This window comes from Dehalobacter sp. DCM (assembly GCF_024972775.1).
Taxonomy (GTDB): Bacteria; Bacillota; Desulfitobacteriia; order Desulfitobacteriales; family Syntrophobotulaceae; genus Dehalobacter.
Genome location: NZ_CP092282.1, coordinates 3220366 through 3241478 on the forward strand (window position 1 = coordinate 3220366; position 21113 = coordinate 3241478).

At 46.5% G+C, this 21113-nt stretch carries 18 protein-coding genes; all 18 read right to left on the reverse strand.

Translation table 11 applies throughout. From position 1 onward, the window contains the following. Positions 1-2: 2 nt before the first annotated feature. The 18 genes from LPY66_RS14960 to purE all read right to left on the reverse strand — a co-directional run bounded on the left by LPY66_RS14960 (position 3) and on the right by purE (position 20959). Entirely contained in the window at positions 3-725 is a 723-nt protein-coding gene (locus LPY66_RS14960; RefSeq protein ID WP_337985060.1) for a Stp1/IreP family PP2C-type Ser/Thr phosphatase, read from the reverse strand. Next, positions 703-1155 carry an FHA domain-containing protein gene (locus LPY66_RS14965; protein WP_337988106.1) on the reverse strand — a complete coding sequence of 151 codons (453 nt, stop codon included), beginning with the start codon at positions 1153-1155 and terminating at the stop codon, positions 703-705. The genes LPY66_RS14960 and LPY66_RS14965 overlap by 23 nt, the downstream gene beginning before the upstream one ends. A 1-nt stretch (position 1156) precedes the next feature. Then, on the reverse strand, positions 1157-1954 hold the full coding sequence (locus tag LPY66_RS14970; protein ID WP_337985061.1) for an FhaA domain-containing protein: 798 nt from the start codon (positions 1952-1954) through the stop codon (positions 1157-1159). Beyond that, positions 1932-3023: a 23S rRNA (adenine(2503)-C(2))-methyltransferase RlmN gene (gene rlmN, locus LPY66_RS14975; RefSeq protein WP_337988107.1), complete on the reverse strand. Its 1092-nt coding sequence runs from the start codon at positions 3021-3023 to the stop codon at positions 1932-1934. The genes LPY66_RS14970 and rlmN overlap by 23 nt, the downstream gene beginning before the upstream one ends. Before the next feature lie 19 nt (positions 3024-3042). Beyond that, entirely contained in the window at positions 3043-4416 is a 1374-nt protein-coding gene (rsmB, locus tag LPY66_RS14980) for a 16S rRNA (cytosine(967)-C(5))-methyltransferase RsmB (RefSeq protein ID WP_337988108.1), read from the reverse strand. Positions 4417-4576: 160 nt separating this feature from the next. Beyond that, entirely contained in the window at positions 4577-5272 is a 696-nt protein-coding gene (locus LPY66_RS14985) for a zinc metallopeptidase (protein WP_337985062.1), read from the reverse strand. A gap of 160 nt (positions 5273-5432) precedes the next feature. Next, positions 5433-6377: a methionyl-tRNA formyltransferase gene (gene fmt, locus LPY66_RS14990; protein WP_337985063.1), complete on the reverse strand. Its 945-nt coding sequence runs from the start codon at positions 6375-6377 to the stop codon at positions 5433-5435. A 16-nt stretch (positions 6378-6393) separates the two neighbouring features. After that, positions 6394-6846: a peptide deformylase gene (gene def, locus LPY66_RS14995; protein WP_337985064.1), complete on the reverse strand. Its 453-nt coding sequence runs from the start codon at positions 6844-6846 to the stop codon at positions 6394-6396. A 165-nt stretch (positions 6847-7011) separates the two neighbouring features. Further along, positions 7012-9354, reverse strand: a complete 2343-nt coding sequence (gene priA, locus LPY66_RS15000; protein ID WP_337985065.1) for a primosomal protein N' — start codon at positions 9352-9354, stop codon at positions 7012-7014. 668 nt (positions 9355-10022) lie between these two features. Next, positions 10023-12032, reverse strand: a complete 2010-nt coding sequence (locus tag LPY66_RS15005; RefSeq protein WP_337985066.1) for a TaqI-like C-terminal specificity domain-containing protein — start codon at positions 12030-12032, stop codon at positions 10023-10025. Positions 12033-12131: 99 nt separating this feature from the next. Continuing rightward, positions 12132-13418, reverse strand: a complete 1287-nt coding sequence (gene purD, locus LPY66_RS15010; RefSeq protein WP_337985067.1) for a phosphoribosylamine--glycine ligase — start codon at positions 13416-13418, stop codon at positions 12132-12134. 143 nt (positions 13419-13561) lie between these two features. Then, positions 13562-15103 (reverse strand): bifunctional phosphoribosylaminoimidazolecarboxamide formyltransferase/IMP cyclohydrolase, encoded by a 1542-nt coding sequence (gene purH, locus LPY66_RS15015; protein WP_337985068.1) that lies wholly within the window; start codon positions 15101-15103, stop codon positions 13562-13564. A gap of 108 nt (positions 15104-15211) precedes the next feature. Beyond that, positions 15212-15820 (reverse strand): phosphoribosylglycinamide formyltransferase, encoded by a 609-nt coding sequence (purN, locus tag LPY66_RS15020; protein WP_337985069.1) that lies wholly within the window; start codon positions 15818-15820, stop codon positions 15212-15214. Continuing rightward, a complete protein-coding gene (gene purM, locus LPY66_RS15025) occupies positions 15817-16833 on the reverse strand; it encodes a phosphoribosylformylglycinamidine cyclo-ligase (protein ID WP_337985070.1) in 1017 nt (338 codons plus the stop codon). Before purM ends, purN begins: the two co-directional genes overlap by 4 nt. 21 nt (positions 16834-16854) lie before the next feature. Beyond that, complete coding sequence (gene purF / locus LPY66_RS15030; protein WP_337985071.1) at positions 16855-18255, reverse strand: amidophosphoribosyltransferase; 1401 nt, start codon at positions 18253-18255, stop codon at positions 16855-16857. 72 nt (positions 18256-18327) lie between these two features. Next, positions 18328-19053: a phosphoribosylaminoimidazolesuccinocarboxamide synthase gene (gene purC / locus LPY66_RS15035; RefSeq protein ID WP_337985072.1), complete on the reverse strand. Its 726-nt coding sequence runs from the start codon at positions 19051-19053 to the stop codon at positions 18328-18330. Positions 19054-19113: 60 nt separating this feature from the next. Then, the gene (gene purB / locus LPY66_RS15040) at positions 19114-20409 is read right to left on the reverse strand and encodes an adenylosuccinate lyase (protein ID WP_337985073.1); all 1296 of its coding nucleotides are present in this window, start codon (positions 20407-20409) and stop codon (positions 19114-19116) included. 49 nt (positions 20410-20458) lie between these two features. After that, entirely contained in the window at positions 20459-20959 is a 501-nt protein-coding gene (gene purE, locus LPY66_RS15045) for a 5-(carboxyamino)imidazole ribonucleotide mutase (protein ID WP_337985074.1), read from the reverse strand. Positions 20960-21113 lie beyond the last annotated feature (154 nt).

Below are 21113 nucleotides of genomic sequence, written 5' to 3' on the forward strand. Positions count from 1 at the left end.
TATTATCGCTCCATCACACAGCACACGGCTGTAAAATTGTCCGGAGCTCCCCGTTTCAAAACAAGCCGCTTGAGGATATCCAAATGCTCCTCCAGCGGTCTGAGAACGGAAAACTCTGCCGCTATCTCCTCTTCCCCCAGTTCGTTGGAAAAACCGTCCGTACATAGCAGGAAAACATCGTCCGGCTGGGTTTCCAACTGATAACAATCAACATCAATTTGGCTGTCAACACCAAGTGCCCTTGACAATACGTTTTTGTGCGGATGGTTTCTGGCATTTTCCTCAGTGAGTTCACCGAGACGAACCAGTTCATTCACCATGGAATGATCTTCCGAAATGAGAGAAAGGGTATTGTTGCGCCATAAATAGATCCTGCTGTCACCGACATGGCCAATGATCGCCTTGTCACCACGGACAAGAAGTACCGTTAACGTTGTCCCCATCCCCTGAGTTCCTTCCGTCTTCAATGAGACCTCGTATACTTCGCTATTCGCCTGTTTGACTGCTTCGATCATCCATTTCTGAAAGTCGTGATCAGTAACATCCTGAAGTTTCATCGCTTGTACTCTCAATTGAGCAATAGCGATCCCGGAAGCGATTTCACCGGCATTATGCCCGCCCATACCATCTGCCACAGCACACAGGGACTCCTCCGGCATAATAAGATAATTATCTTCGTTGTTCTTTCTTACACAACCGGTTTCATGAATCTTTGCTGCTTTCATCTCTCCACCTCGAATATACAAAGGTAATACTGCCGATCTTGATAAAGTCTCCGGCGACCAGTTGTACCTGGGAATGGATTCGTTCGCCGTTTACCCAGGTGCCGTTTGTACTCCCGACATCCTCCAGAGTCGTCGCTCCCTTACTGTGTTTAAATTCTGCATGGTCCAGTGAGCAATAATGATCGGGAACTACGATATCGTTATGTTTCCCTCTGCCAATAGAAAGGCCATGGGAATCTATTTTAATCTTGCGCCCTTTAGGAAGTTTATCTGTTCCGCTGATAATCTCCAAGCATCCAATGCCGGACTCTGCTTTGGTCAGAACGCCTCTTGTCTGCAGGTCCGCCAGCATAACCGTCAATATCCGTATGAGAAAAAGATAGATGAAGGATACAAAAATGACCCTTCCCAAAACCGATAACATTTGCACTTCAATCACCGACTTTACTATCCAGATAAAACCCAAACTGCGTTTGCCCAGCTTTTATTCGATCACCAGGATTTAACCGATACCTATCGACTCTTAATTTATTGAGATATGTACCATTTGTACTGCCTAGATCCTGAACAAACCATCGGTTATTTTCTTTAAAAAGCTTTAAGTGGTAACGGGAGATTTCCAGATCCAATACGGCGATATCACAATCCTGCTGACGGCCAATGACGCATTCATCCTTATTGATGGGGTAGATGCTACCCTTCTCATCTCCCTTAATAACTTCGAGATAAGGAAGGCTTTTCCTGCTGTCAGTGTGTGCTAATGCCCTTAATAATCCGACACCGTCCGGCAACACAGTGGTTTTTTCCATGTCTTCCGACGTATCACGGCGATTATCATCGTCAATTTGCCATTTAGCTACCGCCGTATCATTAAATTCAACACCAATCTTAATGAGCCCGAGGGCTAACTCATCAGCAGGCTTGATTTCAACGATAGGAAGTGTAAGAAATGTATACCCTTGCCGTGTACCTTCATCATAAATAAATTTTGCTAGTTCAGTTAAAAACGTCTCACCGAAGCAGACCATGGTTTGATGATCTGACGGACATAAGTGCACCCGGTAGATATTCGGTACATAAACATGAGAAATGCTGACCTGTCTATTCTTGAGCATTACCCTAACCAGCTCATGGGCTATATGAACAGGCTGAATCGGACCCGCTGATTTACGAAAAAAGTAGGTTATTACGTATTCCGCTGCCGATTCAACTCGGTTTAACAGACTCATCGATCTCACTCTCCAAACGCTGTCTCAATTGTCCGCAGGCTGCATCAATATCCAGTCCTTTTTCCTCCCTGATCGAAACCGGGATATTCCCTGCTTCCAAAGTCCTTTTGAAATCTGTGATCTTCTCTTTGGATGGCCGCTGGATTCCGCTGCCGAAAACCGGATTGACCGGGATCAGATTAACATGGGCGAGCATTCCGTGCAAAAGAGATACTAACGCCATGGCTTCTTCCTTCGAGGCATTCGTTTCATTCAACGCCATTTCAAACGTGACCCGGCGATTTGTCTGAGTGGAATAAACCCGGCAGGCCTCCATCAACTGGGCTAAAGGATAACGTTTGTTAATCGGTACCAGACGATCGCGGACCTTGTTACTGGCGGCATGCAGTGATACTGCAAGTCCCACCTGAGGATTGTCTTCGGCGAGTTTAAGGATTTTCGGAACAATGCCGCTTGTTGAAATAGTCACCCGGCGCATGCCAATCTTTTGTCCATTCTCACTGTTAAGTATCCCGATTGCTTTCATGACAGCCTCATAATTAAGAAAAGGTTCACCCATTCCCATATAAACAATATTGGTAACCTTAAATTCAGGATCCTCCTGCTGAAGATAACGGGTTACATCAAGAATTTGTCCTGTGATCTCACCGACAGTTAGATTCCGGCGAAAACCAGCCATCCCGGTAGCGCAGAACGAACATCCAACCGGGCATCCTACCTGTGTTGAAACACAGACAGTCTGTCGGTCTCGGCTGTCCAGATTGGTGTAATCCATCAAGACAGTTTCAATCGTTTCGCCATCCGCCAGTTGGAATAAAAACTTGCGAGTACCATCTTTCGACTGCTGAATCCGCATTATTTCCAAAGGCTTCAGTGTAAAGATCCGGTTAAGTGTATCTCTGTCCGCTTTTCCGATATTCTTGATTTCGTCCCAGTGCTGGGCTGATTTTTGATTGATCCAGTTGAAAAGTTGATTCGCCCTGTACTTTTTTAATCCATTCTGCAGGCATACCTCCGCCAGCTCGTCCTCAAGGTATCCCCGACAATCCAGCTTTTCCATACTTTGTATTATTCACCCAATTCACTGTTTATAAACATAGCCGTTGAAACTTCGCTAAGAAAAAGCCATCCATATGGTGGATATGGGGCATAATTTGCCATACCCCTTTGTGCAGCTGTTTGCGATCTCTGTCATCCGTGATGTCAAACGGAAGATCCTGCGTTATATCGACAGAGGAAAATTCAGGCCGAAGCTGACGAAAGGCCTTGACGATTTCGAAATTCTCTTCCGGTTCGATGGTACACGTCGAATAAACGAGGACACCACCCGGTCGTACATGTTCTGCTGCTTTGAGCAATATGGCCAGCTGGAGCTCCGGCAGTTTCTTTATTTCCTCTTCACTCTTTTGCCAGCGAAGATCGGCTCTCCTGCGAATGACTCCAAGTCCGGAACAGGGTGCATCGACAAGAACACGGTCAAATTGTGCCAAACTATTCGGCAATTCACGTGCATCCCCTTCCAACGTCGTAATCATCGTGATTCCTAAACGCTCCGCAAGTTCATCGACAAGATTCAACTTCTGCGCATATTGGTCTACTGCAATAATGGTGCCTTTATTGGCCATAAGCTGTGCCATATGCGTTGTTTTTCCTCCGGGTGCGCTGCAGACATCCAGTACACGTTCATTTTCTCTGACACCCAGAATGTGGGCAACTATTTGGGAACTCTGATCCTGAACTGTAAATAAGCCGTTCCTGAATTCATCAAGCTGTTCCAAACTACCGTGATCTTCAATGACCAGGCATTCGGGAACAATGGACTCTTGCCCGACCATAATGCCCTTTTCTTTTAAGTCCCTGATCAGTGTATCTCTTGTTGTTTTTAGCGTGTTAATCCGGATTGTTGTCGGCGAGGGCTCATTGTTGGCCATTAGCAAAGCCTCGGTTTCCTCACGTCCCATCCGTGAGAGCCAACGCTTGACCATCCATTCAGGATGAGAATAGCGAACGGAAAGATAGCGAACCGTATCTTTCATCGGGTCAGGCCACTGAAAATTCCAGGCCATATCGGCCGCTTTACGCAAAACACTGTTCACCAGCGGAACAAGGGATTCCTTGCCAACGATACGGACAATTTCCACACTTTCGTTAATGGCCGCAGAAACAGGGATTTTATCCATGAAAAGAATTTGAAATATCCCCACTCTTAAGTTGGCTCTGATTTCATGCGGCAGCGCAGACATTGGCTTGGCTAGGTGCCTACGCAAGGCATAGTCCAAAAGCAGCTTGTTTTTTAGGACCCCATTGACCAGAGCCGTGGCCAGGTTACGATCACGGGGCTGGGACAATACAGGTAATTGCGAGCGCAGCAGCAGGTTGGCATACGCGCCTTCTTTCTCTACCCTCGTAAGAATACGCACGGCTAATAGCCGTGCGTCGTTTACTTTTCGTTGATCACGCATGTGATCCTTGAATTCATTTTGCTTTCCGGGACCGTTATTATTTTTGTGTATCATGATTTCTACCATTGCTTCAATATTCTTAGAGGATTTTACCATAGTAATTATACCATAACCGCATGGCAGAAAGGAAATCCCCCGCGTAATTTCATGTTTACGAACGTTAATCGTCTCTGCTCTGGGCAATTAGCACAAATCGCAATAACGTCAGGATTGCTGTCAATGCCGCAGCCACATACGTCAACGCTGCTGCACTAAGCATCTTCTGCGCGCCGTGCATTTCGTCTCTGTCGGCGATGATGCCGCTGTTGCCCAGAAAGGCAAGCGCCCGGTTACTGGCGTTGTATTCCACAGGCAAAGTAACGATTTGGAACAGGACGGCAAATGCAAAAAGATAAATCCCCAGAGTTAACAAAAATGACGTTTGCGTCAGAAATAAACCGAGAATAATCAGAATGGGGCCGACATTACTGCCAAAGGAAGCAATCGGAACAAACGCGCTCCGAAGCTTTAATGGGACATACCCATCCGCGTGCTGGACCGCATGGCCTGTTTCGTGAGCGGCCACAGCCAGAGCAGCAATAGACGTGCTGTTATAGACACCGCTGCTTAAACGGACGACTTGCGTCCGGGGGTCATAGTGGTCTGTCAGATGTCCAGCCACCTGCTCCACTTTGACATCATACAGCCCATTCTCATCCAGAAGGGCACGGGCTATATCCGCGCCGGTCCTGCCTGAGTTGCTTCTGACTTGGGAATATTTTCCATAGGCACTGCTGATTTTGACCTGAGCATAAATGGTCAGGATAATGGCCGGTATCAGCAGGATAATTGTCGAGTCAAATAAGGGAAATATCATGATGAACCTCCTTCGCGAAAATTCCGCGAGCTACACAAATAATAGTTTAATGAAATGGTGAGTATCTGGTTCAGTATCTTTGTTTGTCTTTGTTAATACTGAAAGTATATCCATTTCAGCTGAGATTTTGCTTAAAATTATGATTTTCCCACTTTGCGTGTTAACCGAAAATCTCCCCCGACTTTAGCCGATATCCGTTATAGAAATCCGGCGCATGCATTCTCTTTTTTCCCGCCGGCTGCAGCTCTTGAACATAGAGGATTCCTGAACCGGTCTGCACGGCTAAGGCGCCATTTTCCAACCCAATAATCAATCCGGGGATCTTCTCCGCTGGTGTATCCCAGCCTAATTGCTGAGCAGCTACACTGCTTTGCCATATCTTTACCTGTTCTCCGCGGAAGAATGTAAATGCGCCGGGCCAAGGATTCAGACCGCGGATACGGTTATGGATCTGTTCGGCATGCCAAGACCACGCAATCTGTTCATGTTCCCGTGTCAAAAGTGGGGCATATGTAAATTGTTCCGGTTGGGGGGTCGGTTTGATCTTCCCCGCAACAAGGCCGTCTAATGTTTCCAGGATAAGCTCCGCCCCCATCCGGGCTAGTACGTCATATAATTCACCCGTCGTCGCTTCGCTCGAAATCGGATAATCCCTGCACAGCAGCATATCGCCCGTATCAAGTCCTGCATCCATGAGCATGGTTGTCACGCCAGTCTTAGTTTCGCCGTTCAGGACCGCCCAGTGAACAGGAGCTGCTCCGCGGTATGCCGGAAGCAAAGACGCGTGTACATTGATACATCCGTAAGCAGGTATCGCCAATATTTCCTTGGACAAAAGCTGTCCAAAAGCAACAACAACGATACACTCCGGCTCAAGACTTTTGAGCAGAGTGACTGCTTCCGGTGATTTGATTTTGGCTGGCTGATAAACAGCGAGTCCGTTCTCTTCAGCAAAGACTTTAACCGGACTAGCCTTTATTTTATTTCCTCTGCCTGAAGGTCTATCCGGTTGGGTAAATACGCCGGAGATCGCGTGTCCTGCTTTGTACAGGGCTTCAAGTGCAGGCACTGCAAAATCCGGTGTTCCCATAAACACAATTCGCATACTGTCACATCCTGTATCAGTTATCATATAGTTTTTCAGCAATATCAACAAATAAGATCCCATCAAGGTGATCTGTTTCATGTTGGATAACCCTGGCCAAAAATCCTTCCGCTTCCAGATCAAACTTCTCGCCGTTTCGGTCAAGCGCGCTGACTACAAGTCGCGTAGCTCTTTTGACATCACCATACGTATTGGGAACACTTAAACAGCCTTCCTGGTCCATTGCTTCTCCGGACTTTTTTATAATAACCGGATTAACAAACTCCCTTAACCCGTCCCCGGCATCGACGACAATGACTCTTTTCGGAACTCCGACCTGCGGAGCGGCTAAACCTACTCCCTTCGCCTTATACATCGTCTCTGCCATGTTATCAAGCAACTTATGGATATTTGGCGTTAATTTAGGTACCTCGACCGCTTGTTCCCTCAATATTTCTTCGCCGATACGTACTATTTGATAAATGGCCATAGTCCATCCGTCCCTTCTCCTTGAATTTTAATGATATGAAGTGTGTGTATATTATACCTTTTGCCATGCGCATATTCAATTTTATCTCCGGCCATTGTTTGTGGCAAGTAAGGGGACTATCCGTAATTCCGTGATCCATTACAATAAAACAAGTGGTATCTGTTCTTATGACGTCAGCGGGTCGGCCTCGATACTCAATTTAATGCCTGAACTGGCGGGGGTGCGGTAAAAATCATGGACACCCTCATGAACGATCCGGCGCAGGATGCTTGGATTTTTACCTTTAACCGAAAGCTGCCATCGAAATTCATTTTTTATGCGTGTCAAGATTGCCGGTGCAGGTCCAAGCAAATCATATTTTTCCCGTTCCTTCTCCCCTAGCTTTTGACGCAGGGACCCCGCTAATTCGTGGGCTGCTTTAATCACACGATCTTCCTTCTCATGAAAAAGCATGATTCGGATGATATGCGAGAAAGGCGGATAACTTTGTTTTTTCCGGTAAGCGATTTCTTCCCAAAAAAAGGCTTCATAATCTTGATTGGCAGCAAGCAAAATGGATCGCTCCTCAGGGGAATACGTCTGAATCAGCACTTCACCGTCTTTGCTGCCGCGTCCTGCGCGTCCGGCCACCTGCGTCAACAATTGGAAAGCTCTTTCTCTGGAACGAAAATCGGGCATATTGAAAAGCTGATCGGCCGAAATAACACCGACTAAGGTCACATTCGGGAAATCCAGGCCTTTGGCCAGCATCTGGGTTCCGACTAAAATCGGTGCCTCTTGCCTGCGGAAACGGTCTAGAATTTGCTTGTAGCGTTGAGACCCCGCTGTTGTATCGGCGTCAAGCCGTAAGACTTGAATCCCCGGAAATAACGCGCTAACCTCCTCCTCAACCTTTTGCGTTCCCTGTCCAAAAAATCGGATGTAACGGCTATTGCACTCCGGACAGTGATGAAAGACATCTTGTTGATAATTACAGTAATGACAGCGGAGCTGCTGACTATGCGTGTGGTAGGTCAGAGAAACATCGCAATGAGGGCAGCGTGCGACATAACCGCATTCCCGACAAAAAACAAATGTCGAATATCCGCGGCGATTTAAGAAAAGGATACTTTGTTCACCGCGTTCAATGCGATCCTGGAGCTTATTCCGGAGGGCCAAAGAGAACATCGTCTTATTGCCGCCCGCCAGTTCCTGCTTCATATCCACGATCTCAACCGTTGGTAACGATCGCTTATTGAAACGTTCCCGAAGGCTTACGTAGCCAATTTTCTGCGTTTGTGCTGCCGCAAATGCCTCCAGTGATGGGGTTGCACTGCCAAGCACGACGAGCCCGTTCTTTTCCTCCATCCGTCTGCGGGCAACATCTCTGGCATGGTACTTCGGATTTTCGTCCTGTTTATAGGCATTATCGTGTTCTTCGTCCATAATAATCAGTTTAAGATTGGGCAACGGCGCAAAAACGGCTGATCGTGCTCCAATAATGATTCGTTTCTTCCCTTCCAGGACATTCTGCCAAAGTGCCAATTTATCGGTTGCACCGATTCCCGAATGAATGACAGCAACCTTTTCCCCAAACTTTTCTGTAAATATCCGGGCTATTTGGGATGTCAACGAAATCTCGGGCACCAAAATGATCGCATCGCCGCCGTCATCCAGAATCCGAGCTGTAAGCTCTTGATAGACCTCTGTCTTGCCGCTTCCGGTAACCCCATGTAACAGGACAGTCCCAAATTCCCTGTTCGAATAGAATCCGGATATCTTATCCAAGGCATTCTCCTGAGCAGGGGAAAGTGATCTGTTGTTCGTGCCTACAGATGACTTTCCCTGGATAACACCGTGTGATATATCTGATTTTAAACTATCCTTCACTGTGATTTGCTTAGGTGATGTGTCTTTTTTGTTTTGTATATCGGCACTGCGCGTTTCTGAAGACCCATAATAAACGCGGCTTGCTCCGGTATTTCGTACTTCCTTCTTAATCCAGCCCTGTTTGAGCATTTCTTCAAGCAGGGCATTGCCAACACCCGTTTTCTTAGTTAAATCGCTTTCCGGAAGCCCCCCGCGTCTGGCGCGATTCAGAAACATTAAAACGTTATACGTTTCCGGGTCCAACAGCTTAAGCACCTGTACCTCTTCATCATGCAGGGCTGCATTTGGAAAGTACCACGTTTCCGCTTTCCCTTTCAGAAAAGGCCAGACGGTATGAAGTGCCTGAGCAACCGGGCAAATGGTTGTTTCCGAAAGCCAACAGGCTAATTGGATCAATTCCTGCGGTATAAGAGAATTCTCTTCAAGAATTTCCTCAATCGCCCGGAATTTGGTTTCGCTGTCAAATACCGGTGGCTCCGTTGTCGTACTCACGACCAAACCCCGAACCTTTCTGTTTTTTAGAGGGACAACGACCATCATACCAGCTTGTATAGACATATCATGGGGAATAGAATAATGAAAGCTTTGATCTAGTCGCCTATTGGCAACGTCCACCAGCACCTCTGCAAAACCAGCCAATTCTCGAAAGCCCCCTTACATTGCTGCTTAATACGGTTATTGGTTCATAATACACATGACAATTAAATTATAGCAGATATTTCACGCTTGATTCAGTAGAACAAAATCAAAAATGTGATTTTAAAATACCTGAGAATGCGCAGATGCCTTTGAATCTTAAATCTTTATCTAAATGATGTTAGAATAAAAAAATCAAAAAAATATCAAAAAAATATCTAAAATACTATTGACCTATTCCAAAAAGAGCGTTATACTAAAAACATCATCCGGTATATACAAGGTTATACAAGGTTATACAAGGTTATACAAGGTTATACAAGGTTATACAGGACAACAAACGATAACCGTTCGGGATGATACCATAAAAGCAAACTTCGGATCTAAGCCAAGGTGCACTCATCATTTGTGTTCTTCGCTGCTGATCCATTGATCGTCCAGTACTTGGCGGGGTTATTAAAACATCCACTTCATTCTTCATTAACAGCTGGCAGATTTATTACAGAACAGACACACTACTATACACGAATTGACCCCGCCAAGATTCATATACCACTGGACATATAAATTCGACAATCACTTTACTTATTTTGTTAAACGTCCTCCCTTTTAAATATACTAAAGCCACAAAACACTGTTTTGTGGCTACTTTCTTTATATTCAGGTCAAAATTAGGTCAAATTAGTTTTTATATAGTCACTTTCCTCTGATGTTAAACCAAACTGAGCCATAATATAATCATCCAATTCAGCATAGTGATCTGATCCATTAATCATCTTATCGGCCAAACCCACTATATGACTGAAAACAGCTTCTGTCCACAGTGGCAGCGGGAGCCGCTCCAAATCGCCCCGTAATATTTTCAATGTATGATATTTCCTGGCAAAAATGAATTGATAAAGAGAACTATTGAACAAGGCCAAAATTACCTTGACAGGATAGTTCTCTATTTTCGGTATTAGGATATTGGCACTGTTCAGTGTCAGACAGCCCGTGTTGTCATAAGCAAAAATAAGTTGGCTCGAAATGAAGCGATAGATGAGCTTCTCTTTTGCGCGGTACTTATACACTGGCGCCACCTGCTGATAGTCCTGCGGAGTAAACCGAATATAAGTTGTTGGTGCTTTCAATGTAAATCGTTTAACATCCGAGCCTTTATAGACCGGTTCCATTTTAGGAACCATCGTTTTACATAGATGTCTCTGGTTGTCGCCGGTTACGATCCCCAATGCCCAATCGGCTTGATTTTTTAACGTGGTATGCGCTGCTGTATATACCTTGCGTAATATCACTTCATCCTGCAAAGACAGAAAGATATCGATCACAAACCCCGGATTATTCAAAAATCGTTTTTGCGAGATCCGGTATTCCTTATCGGGGAATCTTACAAGTACATCAGCGGCATTTTCATCATCATATAACGGTGTCGACTTTTGTATGTCAATCCGAATAACGGATGAAAAAACATGCTGGAACCGTCTTCCCAAATATTCAATTTTATTTATGCGGCAATTTTTTAGAATATACTCCCGTATATCACTATGCAGCCGTACATTCAACAGCGATTCGGGTAAGATGAAAGACGCTGTCCCCCCATCCTTTAAAAGCGCGATGCTCCCTCTAAGAAAATAAGAAAAGGACTCCCCGGAAGTGATCTCCGGAAACACCACCGCCAACTGTCTGACAATATCGCCATCGATATCGGCGCCCCACGGGGGGTTTGTCGCAATAAAATCATAGTGGGCCGCTGGTTCATCCACCGCTTGCTGTAACGCATAGTGTTTCAATGTGTCGCAGTGAAATATATTCGGTCGGAAATCCCTCGCATAATAGAGCAGAAGATTAAGGCGAGCGATCCGCACCGCATTTAAATCCAGATCCATTCCCCAGATGTTTTCCGGATTGTCGATGGTACGCGCAAAAGCCAAAAGGAACTGACCCGTGCCGCAGCAGGGATCTAAAACCCTTTGGCCTTTTTGAATGTTGCCTTGAACCGCATCTTTTACAATCTCCACTGGGGTAAAGTAAGAGCCTGATCTGGCTTTTTCCCCTTCGTGAGTGAGTGCCTGGTAGACTATTCCTAGCACCTCACACCCAGTCGGCAAGGGAAGGTTGAATAAATAATCATAGACTTCATCGTCCTGTTTTTCATGAAAAATATAAGCTGGAATGTCAGCATAATACGCGTACAGCTCCTGATAAACAGCTGACCTGCGAAAAATTTCCCTTGGAAACTGAAGAATGCGCTGAAGATCTCGACAGTAAATTTCTTCTGTGCTGCAAAATAGATTCAGGGCCAAAAGAAAAACAGCGACGCTTCTTTCCACTTGGCGAGAGATAAGATAATCGATCAGCGCGAGGATCAGCGTTTGATTTCCATCGGCCTCGATATATTCGACGGGAGCAAACATCCTGTCGGCACTGACTTTATTAGCCCTTTTACGCAATCGCCGAATGTTTCCGTCGGCGATCTTCTTTTTTAAATTCAGGACATCCGTTAAGAGAAAGGATCGCTTCGCCATATCAATCGGCTGAAGATATCCATACCGTGTCCAATTTCGGATACTGGCATAGGATATCTCCAAGATCTCAGCCGCTTGTTTTGCTGTGATTAATCTATTACCATGGTTTGTGTTGAAAGATTCAGCATCCTTATCCAATGAGTCACCACCAAATTTCATGTTATAAAAGTACTATGCCCAATTCCCGAGACAACGTTGCTTCGCTTGATGGTGTTATATACATCACGCAATTTCGGATGGAGAGATTAGTGACCCTTTCTACTCCGCAAGTCCTTTGATGCCGATATCCGTACGATAATGCGCGTTCGGAAAGACGATTTTTTCTACTAAAGCATACGCTTCTTTCCGAGCAGCAACAATCGATTCTCCTCTGGCGGTCACACCGAGAACCCTGCCGCCGGAACTGACAAGTTCACCTTGATCCATCTTGGTACCTGCATGGAATATGACTTGACTATCCTTAGTTTCAGGGAGTTTAATGACGATTCCCTTGGTGTATTCCCCCGGATAACCTGGTGCCGCCATTACAACACATACGGCTGTACCGTCCAACCATTCGATACCGATATTTTCTAACCGGCCGTCGATACAGGCTTCAAATATCGGGATGAGGTCAGACTTTAATAACGTCATAACGACCTGGGTCTCCGGATCGCCAAATCGAACATTGTATTCTAATAGTTTTGGACCCTTGACCGTGATCATCAACCCAAGGAATAATATCCCGGTAAACGGCGTTCCTCTTTCGCGCATGACATCTAGAGTCGGTTGGGCAATCGTCCGAATTACTTCTGCTTCCAAGTCTTTAGTCCAGAATGGCGGAGGACTGTATGTCCCCATTCCTCCCGTATTGAGGCCTTGATCACCGTCCAATGCGCGCTTATGATCCTGAACCGGTGTCATCGGCAAGGCTCTATCCCCGTCGCAAAAACATAACAGGCTGACTTCCGGTCCTTCAAGGAATTCTTCGACAACCACTTTTTCACCGGCTGAACCAAAAGCGCCCCCCATAATCGTATCCAAGCCATCAAGCGCTTCGTCTAATGTTGCAGCGACAATAACACCCTTACCGGCGGCCAGACCGTCTGCTTTAATAACTATCGGAGCGCCGATATCACGTATGTATTGCTCTGCCATCTTTTTATCGACAAAGGTTTGGTATGCTGCCGTTGGCACCTTGGCAGCATCCATGATTTCCTTAGCAAAAGCTTTACTGCTTTCGAGAAAAGCCGCTGCTTGGGATGGCCCAAAAATCCGAAGCCCTTCAGCCTGAAACGCGTTGACAATACCCAAACTGAGTGGTTCTTCTGGCCCAACAATTGTCAGATCAATACGCTCGGTTTTGGCAAAATGAACAAGGCTTTGGATATCGTTCGCTTTGATCGGAATATTCCATTCGCCCGTGCCGGCATTACCCGGAGCGACATACAGTTTTCTGCACAAACTGCTCTGATTGATTTTCCAAGCTAAGGCATGCTCCCTGCCTCCCGAGCCGACAATCAATATGTTCTTTCCGTTAGTATCATGAGTATTTACGTTTGTCATTTACATCCACCTCAATCGGTATTTGAAAAGAATCGTATCTTAAAAGAAACTTATTAACAACAGACGTATTCAGAGTAATTAATACCGTGATGAACAGGATTGTACCACTCAATCCGATAAGCTGTTATCAGGTTTTAGAGATTTTAATGTTGAAAATGTCTTCGGCCGGTATGAACGATGATCACCCCTAAACGGTCAGCCGCAGCGATGACTTCCTGGTCTCGAATGGAACCGCCGGGATGAACAATAGCCTTAATACCATAAGATTGCGCCAGTTCCACGGAGTCCGGGAACGGAAAGTAAGCATCTGAAGCCATATAGGCGCCTTTCGCTTTTTCTCCGGACTGCTCTAAAGCAATCCGGGCAGACCCGACCCGATTCATCTGACCGGCACCGACTCCGATTATCTGACGGTTTGCCGAGACAGTGATGGCATTGGATTTCACATGTTTGCAGGTCTTCCAGGCAAACTCCAGTTCAGCCAGATCCTCCGGCGTCGGCTTCGCCTCGGTGACGGTTACCCATTCGGTGACCGGCGTTGTTCCATTGTCTTCATCCTGTACCAGAAAACCGCCGTTGACTGTGCGGATCTTCCAGCCACGTGTTTTGCAGCATTCTTCCCGACCAACTGCAAAGAGACGGAGATTCACTTTGGCCGAGAGGATTTCCAGAGCTTTCGGACTAAAATCGGGTGCAAGGATGACTTCATAAAATTTCTCTTTCATAACCATGGCTGTGTTCTCATCGATGACTCTATTCAAGGCGATGATCCCGCCATAAGCAGAAACCGGGTCCGCGGCCAATGCCCTTTCGTACGCTTCTTGAACAGAGCTTCCCAGCGCGACCCCGCATGGGTTTGTATGCTTAATAATGACACACGCCGTTTGCTCATATTCCGCCGCAATCCGCCAGGCCGCGTCCATATCCATCCAGTTATTATAGGACAGTTCCTTGCCCTGCAGTTGTTTTCCATAAGCCAAGGTGCCTTTGCCTGCTTCGGGATCGGCATAAAATGCCGCCTGCTGACTGGGGTTTTCACCGTAGCGCAGATCCTGGACTTTCGCTGCGGATAAACGCAGCTGCTTCGGAAAATAATCCTTCGTGTTAATCTGCCCTTCCAAATATCCGGCAATCAAACGGTCGTATTCTGCCGTATGGGCAAATGCTTCCGCTGCGAGTTCTTTGCGCATCCCGGATGGGATCGCTCCATTTTCTTTCAGGCTAGATAGGACTTTGGTATAGTTATCAGGGTTAACGACGATCGTTACTCTGCTATGATTCTTCGCCGCTGAACGAACCATGGTCGGTCCGCCAATATCAATATTCTCAATGGCTTCTTCAAAGGTTACCCCTTCCTTAGCGATCGTTTCGCGGAACGGGTAAAGATTGACACACACCAGGTCAATAAAGTCAATGCCGTTTTCTTCACATTGGCTTCTGTGTTTTTCGCTATCGATGGCCAGAATACCGCCATGGATTTTTGGATGCAGTGTTTTGACCCTGCCATCCAGTATTTCCGGAAATCCGGTGATCTCCGTCACATATTTAACGGGAATATTGGCTTCTTGCAACGTCTTATATGTACCGCCTGTCGAAATCAGTTCGTACTCCTGTTGAACCAGCCCAGCTGCAAATTCAATAATTCCAGTTTTATCCGAAACACTCAATACTGCTTTCTTTTTCATGCGATAACCTCCATCCATTTGCCGGTAAACCAACCACGATTTACAACAAAACGTATTAACAAAAAGTATTAGGGAAGAGTTTTTCTGTATACACACTTTTTCTTGTTATCAAGAATCTCTTTGGATAATAACCCTGCGTCCGTCGCGCTTCACTTTTCCGTTAGCCAATAATCGGATTGCTTCAGGATAGATGATATGTTCCTTCTTCAATATCCTTGCTGAAAGCGTTTCTTCATCATCCTCATCAAAAACAGGTACTGTTTCCTGCAGAATGATGGGCCCTGAGTCCATCCCCTCGTCGACATAATGCACCGTGCAGCCACTGACCTTAACTCCGTAATCCAAAGCCTGTTTCTGGGCATGGAGGCCCGGAAAGGAAGGAAGGAGCGCCGGATGGATATTGACAATCGGGTATTCGGCTGTGCGCACAAAACGCGGGCTTAATACGAGCATATAACCGGCCAGAATCAACAATTCCGTGCCGATATCCTCCAACCAGTTTAAAATGTCAGTCTCCTGTTCGCTTTTATCGTTATAATTATCCCGCGGAAACGCCCTGACCGGAATCCCGGCTTTTTCAGCAATCGTTAATGCCATGGCATCGAGATTATTGGAGCCCACACCGACAAATTCTACAGGAAGAGTACCCTCCTGCCATTCCGCAATCATGGCCTGCAGATTACTGCCGCGTCCGGATGCGAGTACAGCGACTTTCATCGATAACTCACTTCCTGTCCGGAAATAACTTTGCCAATCACGATAGGTTCCTCGCCGTTATCCGTTAAGATGGCACGGGCTTGCTCCAAATTTTCCGAATGTAGAATCAGAATAAATCCAATTCCCATATTGAATGTCTGCAGCATTTCTCCCTGTTCGATATTCCCTATTCTCTGCATCAGTTGAAATATCGATGGGACAACCCAGCTGGTCGTATCGATTTCAACTCCCAGTCCGTCCGGTAACACTCTGGGTATGTTTTCAGTAAGTCCACCGCCGGTAATATGGACCATACCCGGTATTTGCACTTGCTCCAAAACAGCAAGCACCGATTGCACATAAATCCGGGTGGGTGTGAGCAGTACTTCCCCGAGTGGTTTTTCAAGCTCTGGGAATATGTGATCAAGTGCATATTCAGAAAACACTTTTCTCACTAATGAAAAGCCGTTGCTGTGCAGTCCGCTGGACTTCAGCCCCAACAAAACATCGCCTTCTCTGATCGCAGACCCATCGATAAGCCTGTCCCGATTGACGGCCCCTACGGAGAATCCGGCAATATCATAATCGTCTTCGGCATAAAATCCGGGCATTTCCGCCGTCTCTCCGCCAACAAGCGCGCACCCGGCCAGACGGCAGCCCTCGGCGACACCGCCAACAATCGATGCGATCCTATCCGGCACCAGTTTACCGACGGCCAAATAATCAAGGAAAAACAGTGGTTCTGCCCCCTGGACCAGGACATCATTCACACACATGGCAACTGCATCTTGTCCGATCGTATCGTGTTTATCCATCTGGAAAGCCAAGCGCAGCTTTGTGCCGACGCCGTCTGTTCCGGATACAAGCACCGGATCCGGATACTTTTTCAAATCTAAACTGAACAATCCGCCAAATCCGCCCAAACCACCCAATACACCGGGGCGCCAGGTAGCGGCAACCGCGGGTTTTATTTTCTCGACAGCCTGATTTCCAGCCGCAATATCAACACCGGCATCCTTATACGTATAACCCATTCTACTTCCTCCTACTCTTTCTCAGCATTCCATGCCTTCCTTGGAAAAATGCTGAGGAATCGTTGTTGGGTAATCACCATTAAAACACGCTAAACAAACGGAATCTCTGCCCAACGCCTTTTTTAACCCTTCCTCCGACAAATAATACAAGGTGTCTGCACCGACAAACTGACGGATCGCGTCAATAGACATCTGATTAGCAATCAGTTTTTCTCTCTCCGCTGTATCAATACCGTAATAACAGGAATAGCGCACCGGCGGAGAACTTATCAACAGGTGGACCTCTTTAGCACCGCATCCTCGCACCATTTCCACCAGTTTTGAGCTGGTCGTTCCCCTGACAATGGAATCATCGATCATGACGACCTTACGTCCCTCTATAACCCGGCGATTGGCATTCAATTTGATGCGTACCGCAACCTCCCGCAGCTCCTGTGTCGGCTGAATAAACGTCCGACCGACATAGCGATTTTTTAACAACCCCTCTTCAAAGGGGATTCCCAAGGTCTGTGCATACCCCAGCGCTGCAGGCGTACCCGAGTCGGGTACCGGAATGACGACATCGGCGTCGACCGGATATTCCCGGGCCAGCTGTACACCCATTTGCCGTCTGCTTTCCCATACATTGACGTTATCCAATGTGCTGTCAGGTCGTGCAAAATAAATATACTCGAATGAGCATGGTGCCACCCGCTGCTGCGGGGTTGCGAAGCGGGAACAAAGTCCGTTTTCATCAATGGTCACGAGTTCACCCGGGGCAACATCACGAACAAACTCTGCTCCGATCGTGTCCAGGGCACAGCTTTCGGATGCAAAGCAATAGCGCTCGCCCAGACGTCCGATACAGAGAGGCCGTAAACCATGAGGGTCTCTCGCCCCGATAATTTTATCTTCAGCCATAATCAGCAGGGCATAGGCCCCCTTAAGATCGATCATCGCCTTAATAATAGCATCTTCCAAGCTATATAAACGATAGCGCGCAATCATATTCAGAATTACTTCACTGTCAATGGTCGTCTGAAAAACGGTCCCCTGACTACCGAGTTCCTGCCGGATTTCGACAGCATTCGTTAAGTTGCCGTTATGGGCCAGCGCCATCATTCCCTTCTGGAAATGAACCACTAACGGCTGGGCGTTGGATAAAAGGCTGGAACCCGTTGTTGAATAACGCACATGACCAATCGCCATCTTCCCCTGAAGCTCGGTTAAGGTATCCGGGGAGAATACTTCGGTAACCAATCCCATGCCTTTCTCGACTACGATCTTTCTTCCATCGGAAACCGCAATCCCTGCACTTTCCTGACCACGATGCTGTAACGCATAGAGTCCATAGTACGTCAAACGGGCGATTTCCTTATCGGGAGCATAAATTCCGAATAGGCCGCACTCTTCCTTTGGCTTATCATCCCAGAGCAAATCCACTGTCAAATACCCCTTTCCCAGCTGCTATCATGATGACCCTGGAAATCCGCGAGGCGCACCCCAAACAACTGATTAGGCTTGCGCATTTTGGACTGCCTCCTGAATACGGGTATAAACTTCAGCATAAGCTTCCTCAATTTTTCCGAGGTCACGACGGAAACGATCCTTATCCAGCTTTTCGCCGGTATCTTTATCCCAGAAACGACACGTATCCGGAGATATTTCATCTCCGAGCATAACTTTGCCGTCAATCATGCCAAATTCCAGCTTGTAATCAACAAGATCGATACCGGCGGCGGCAACAATGTTGGTCATAATGGTATTTACCTTCAGCGCAATTTCCTGCATTGTTTTGATTTGTTCCAGCGTCGCCCAACCCATGGCAATGGCGTGGGTTTCGTTGACCATAGGGTCACCCAGGGCATCATCCTTGTAGTAAAGTTCAAAGATCGGGGACGGGAGGATATAGCCCTCTTCTTTACCTACTTTTTTGCATAGGCTGCCGGCTACAATATTGCGAACAACAATTTCCAGCGGGATCATTGTCAACCGTTTGACAATTTGCTCCCGATCGCTTAACAGTTCGACGAAGTGCGTGTTAACGCCATTCTTCTCCAGATACGTAAACATCATCGCTGACATTTTGTTATTGATGACCCCTTTGTCAACGATGGTGCCCTTCTTTATCCCGTTAAAGGCCGTGGCGTCATCTTTATACTCTACCCAAAAATAGTTTTTGTCGTTGGTATCATAAATCTTCTTGGCTTTTCCTTCATAAAGCATTTCCCTTTTTTCCATGGCGGAGCCCTCCTGATATATTATTTAATTACAGCCTTGCTATTTAGTTTTATCCAATGATTAAAGGAGCCCGACTCTTTTGAAAATATAATCCACATGCTGGGTATGGTATGAATAATCAAACAGGGCATCGACTTCCTCCGTAGTCAACACCTGCATAATTTCCGATTCTCCTAATACCAAGTTCTTAAAAGGCACTTTCGTATCCCAGGCCTTCATTGCGTTCCTCTGTACCAGTGCATAAGCCTCTTCTCTGCTCATGCCTTTTTCAACAAGAGACAGCATCACACGCTGCGAAAAGATGAGGCCATAGACTTTCTCAATATTGGTCAGCATTTGATCCGGGAATACCCTTAATCCCTCTAAGGTCTGGATCATTTTGTGCAGCATATAATCCAGTGCAATCGTACTGTCAGGAAGAATAACCCGTTCAGCTGAAGAATGGGAGATATCCCGTTCATGCCAAAGGGCTACATTTTCAAAAGCCACTTGGGCATTGCCACGGATCAGGCGTGCCATCCCACAAATACGCTCTGAAACAACCGGGTTTTTTTTGTGCGGCATCGCAGAAGAACCTTTTTGACCTTTGCCGAATGGTTCTTCGACTTCATGGACGTCTGTACGCTGCAAATTACGGATCTCCGTCGCAATTTTATCCAACGAAGATGCAATACCGGCAAGCACTGCCACGAAATAGGCATGCCTGTCCCTTTGAATAATCTGGGTCGATACCGGGGCCGGTTTCAAGCCCAGGCTCTCACAGACTAACTCCTCAATTTCCGGCTCGATATTAGCAAAGGTCCCCACTGCGCCGGATATTTTTCCGACCCGGATCCCTTCCTTGGCATCTTCCAGCCGTTCAATCTGTCGGCGCATCTCATCATACCAGAGTGCAAACTTTAGGCCAAACGTGATGGGCTCTGCATGAATGCCATGGGAACGGCCCATTTGCAGTGTATCCTTATATTCCAAGGCTTTTTGCCCTAAGACATCGATTAGTTTTGTCATTTTTTCCAGGAGAATATCCGAAGCTTCAATCAGCTGCAGCGAGAGCGAGGTGTCCAGTACATCGGACGAGGTAAGCCCAAGATGGATGTACTTCGCTTCGTCGCCAACATTTTCAGCGACATTAGTCAGAAATGCCAGCACGTCATGCTGTGTGGTTTCTTCGATCTCTTTCACGCGTTCCCAGGAAAATGCAGCTTTTTGTTTAATTACATCTACTGCTTCCGGCGGGATCTTTCCCTTTTTTGCCCAAGCCTCGCAAGCGGCAATCTCAATTTTCAACCACAAAGTCAGCCGATAATCATCTCTCCATATTTTCCCCATTGCGGGAAGGGTATACCTTTCTATCACGAAAATTCTCCTTTATCACGTTTATAAATGATGCAGCGTATATGTTTTGTCACTTAGCGGCTTTCAATTTATCCTGAAGTGCATTATCTTTTGCTTCAACATCAGCTGCCATCTTTTGGCGGTATTTAAGTAATTCTTCCTGTAAGCGTGCATCGGCCATCGCTAGCATTTCTACAGCTAAAAGCGCTGCATTCCGAGCACTGTTGATTCCGACCGTTGCTACAGGGATTCCCGGAGGCATTTGAACAATGGCATAAAGCGCATCAATACCATCCAAAGCGCCGCTCTTAATCGGGACGCCAATAACCGGAACGACACATGCGCCGGCAATTACGCCGGGAAGATGAGCGGCCATGCCGGCTCCTGCAATGATTACTTTGCCGCCCTGCTGTACAAAACCCTCAACCCAATCGACAGTCCGTTTTAATGTACGATGCGCCGAAGAAATTTTCATTTCATAGGAAATTGAGAATTGATCCATTATTTTGGCAGCATCCTCCATGATCGTCAAATCAGAATCGCTGCCCATAACAATTCCTACAGAAACCATTCAAAAAATTCCCCCTAGTTCAGTATTTTCCTCACTATCTATTTTAACTGACAACGCATAGACGGTCAATTAAAATTCCGAACAATATTATATATTTTTAATATAATGTTCGGATAATGGACATCTCATCTGCATAGCCTTTATTATCGTATAG

Bases quoted from the DNA above. Each gene is read 5' to 3' on its own strand.
- purM (WP_337985070.1), bottom strand. From the start codon at position 16,833: ATGGGTTATACGTATAAGGATGCCGGTGTTGATATTGCGGCTGGAAAT.
- purN (WP_337985069.1), bottom strand. From the start codon at position 15,820: ATGAAAGTCGCTGTACTCGCATCCGGACGCGGCAGTAATCTGCAGGCC.
- purD (WP_337985067.1), bottom strand. From the start codon at position 13,418: ATGACAAACGTAAATACTCATGATACTAACGGAAAGAACATATTGATT.
- LPY66_RS14970 (WP_337985061.1), bottom strand. From the start codon at position 1,954: ATGAGTCTGTTAAACCGAGTTGAATCGGCAGCGGAATACGTAATAACC.
- purE (WP_337985074.1), bottom strand. From the start codon at position 20,959: ATGGTTTCTGTAGGAATTGTTATGGGCAGCGATTCTGATTTGACGATC.
- def (WP_337985064.1), bottom strand. From the start codon at position 6,846: ATGGCCATTTATCAAATAGTACGTATCGGCGAAGAAATATTGAGGGAA.
- purC (WP_337985072.1), bottom strand. From the start codon at position 19,053: ATGGAAAAAAGGGAAATGCTTTATGAAGGAAAAGCCAAGAAGATTTAT.
- purH (WP_337985068.1), bottom strand. From the start codon at position 15,103: ATGAAAAAGAAAGCAGTATTGAGTGTTTCGGATAAAACTGGAATTATT.
- LPY66_RS14960 (WP_337985060.1), bottom strand. From the start codon at position 725: ATGAAAGCAGCAAAGATTCATGAAACCGGTTGTGTAAGAAAGAACAAC.
- LPY66_RS14985 (WP_337985062.1), bottom strand. From the start codon at position 5,272: ATGATATTTCCCTTATTTGACTCGACAATTATCCTGCTGATACCGGCC.
- LPY66_RS15005 (WP_337985066.1), bottom strand. From the start codon at position 12,032: ATGAAATTTGGTGGTGACTCATTGGATAAGGATGCTGAATCTTTCAAC.
- rsmB (WP_337988108.1), bottom strand. From the start codon at position 4,416: ATGCGTGATCAACGAAAAGTAAACGACGCACGGCTATTAGCCGTGCGT.
- fmt (WP_337985063.1), bottom strand. From the start codon at position 6,377: ATGCGAATTGTGTTTATGGGAACACCGGATTTTGCAGTGCCTGCACTT.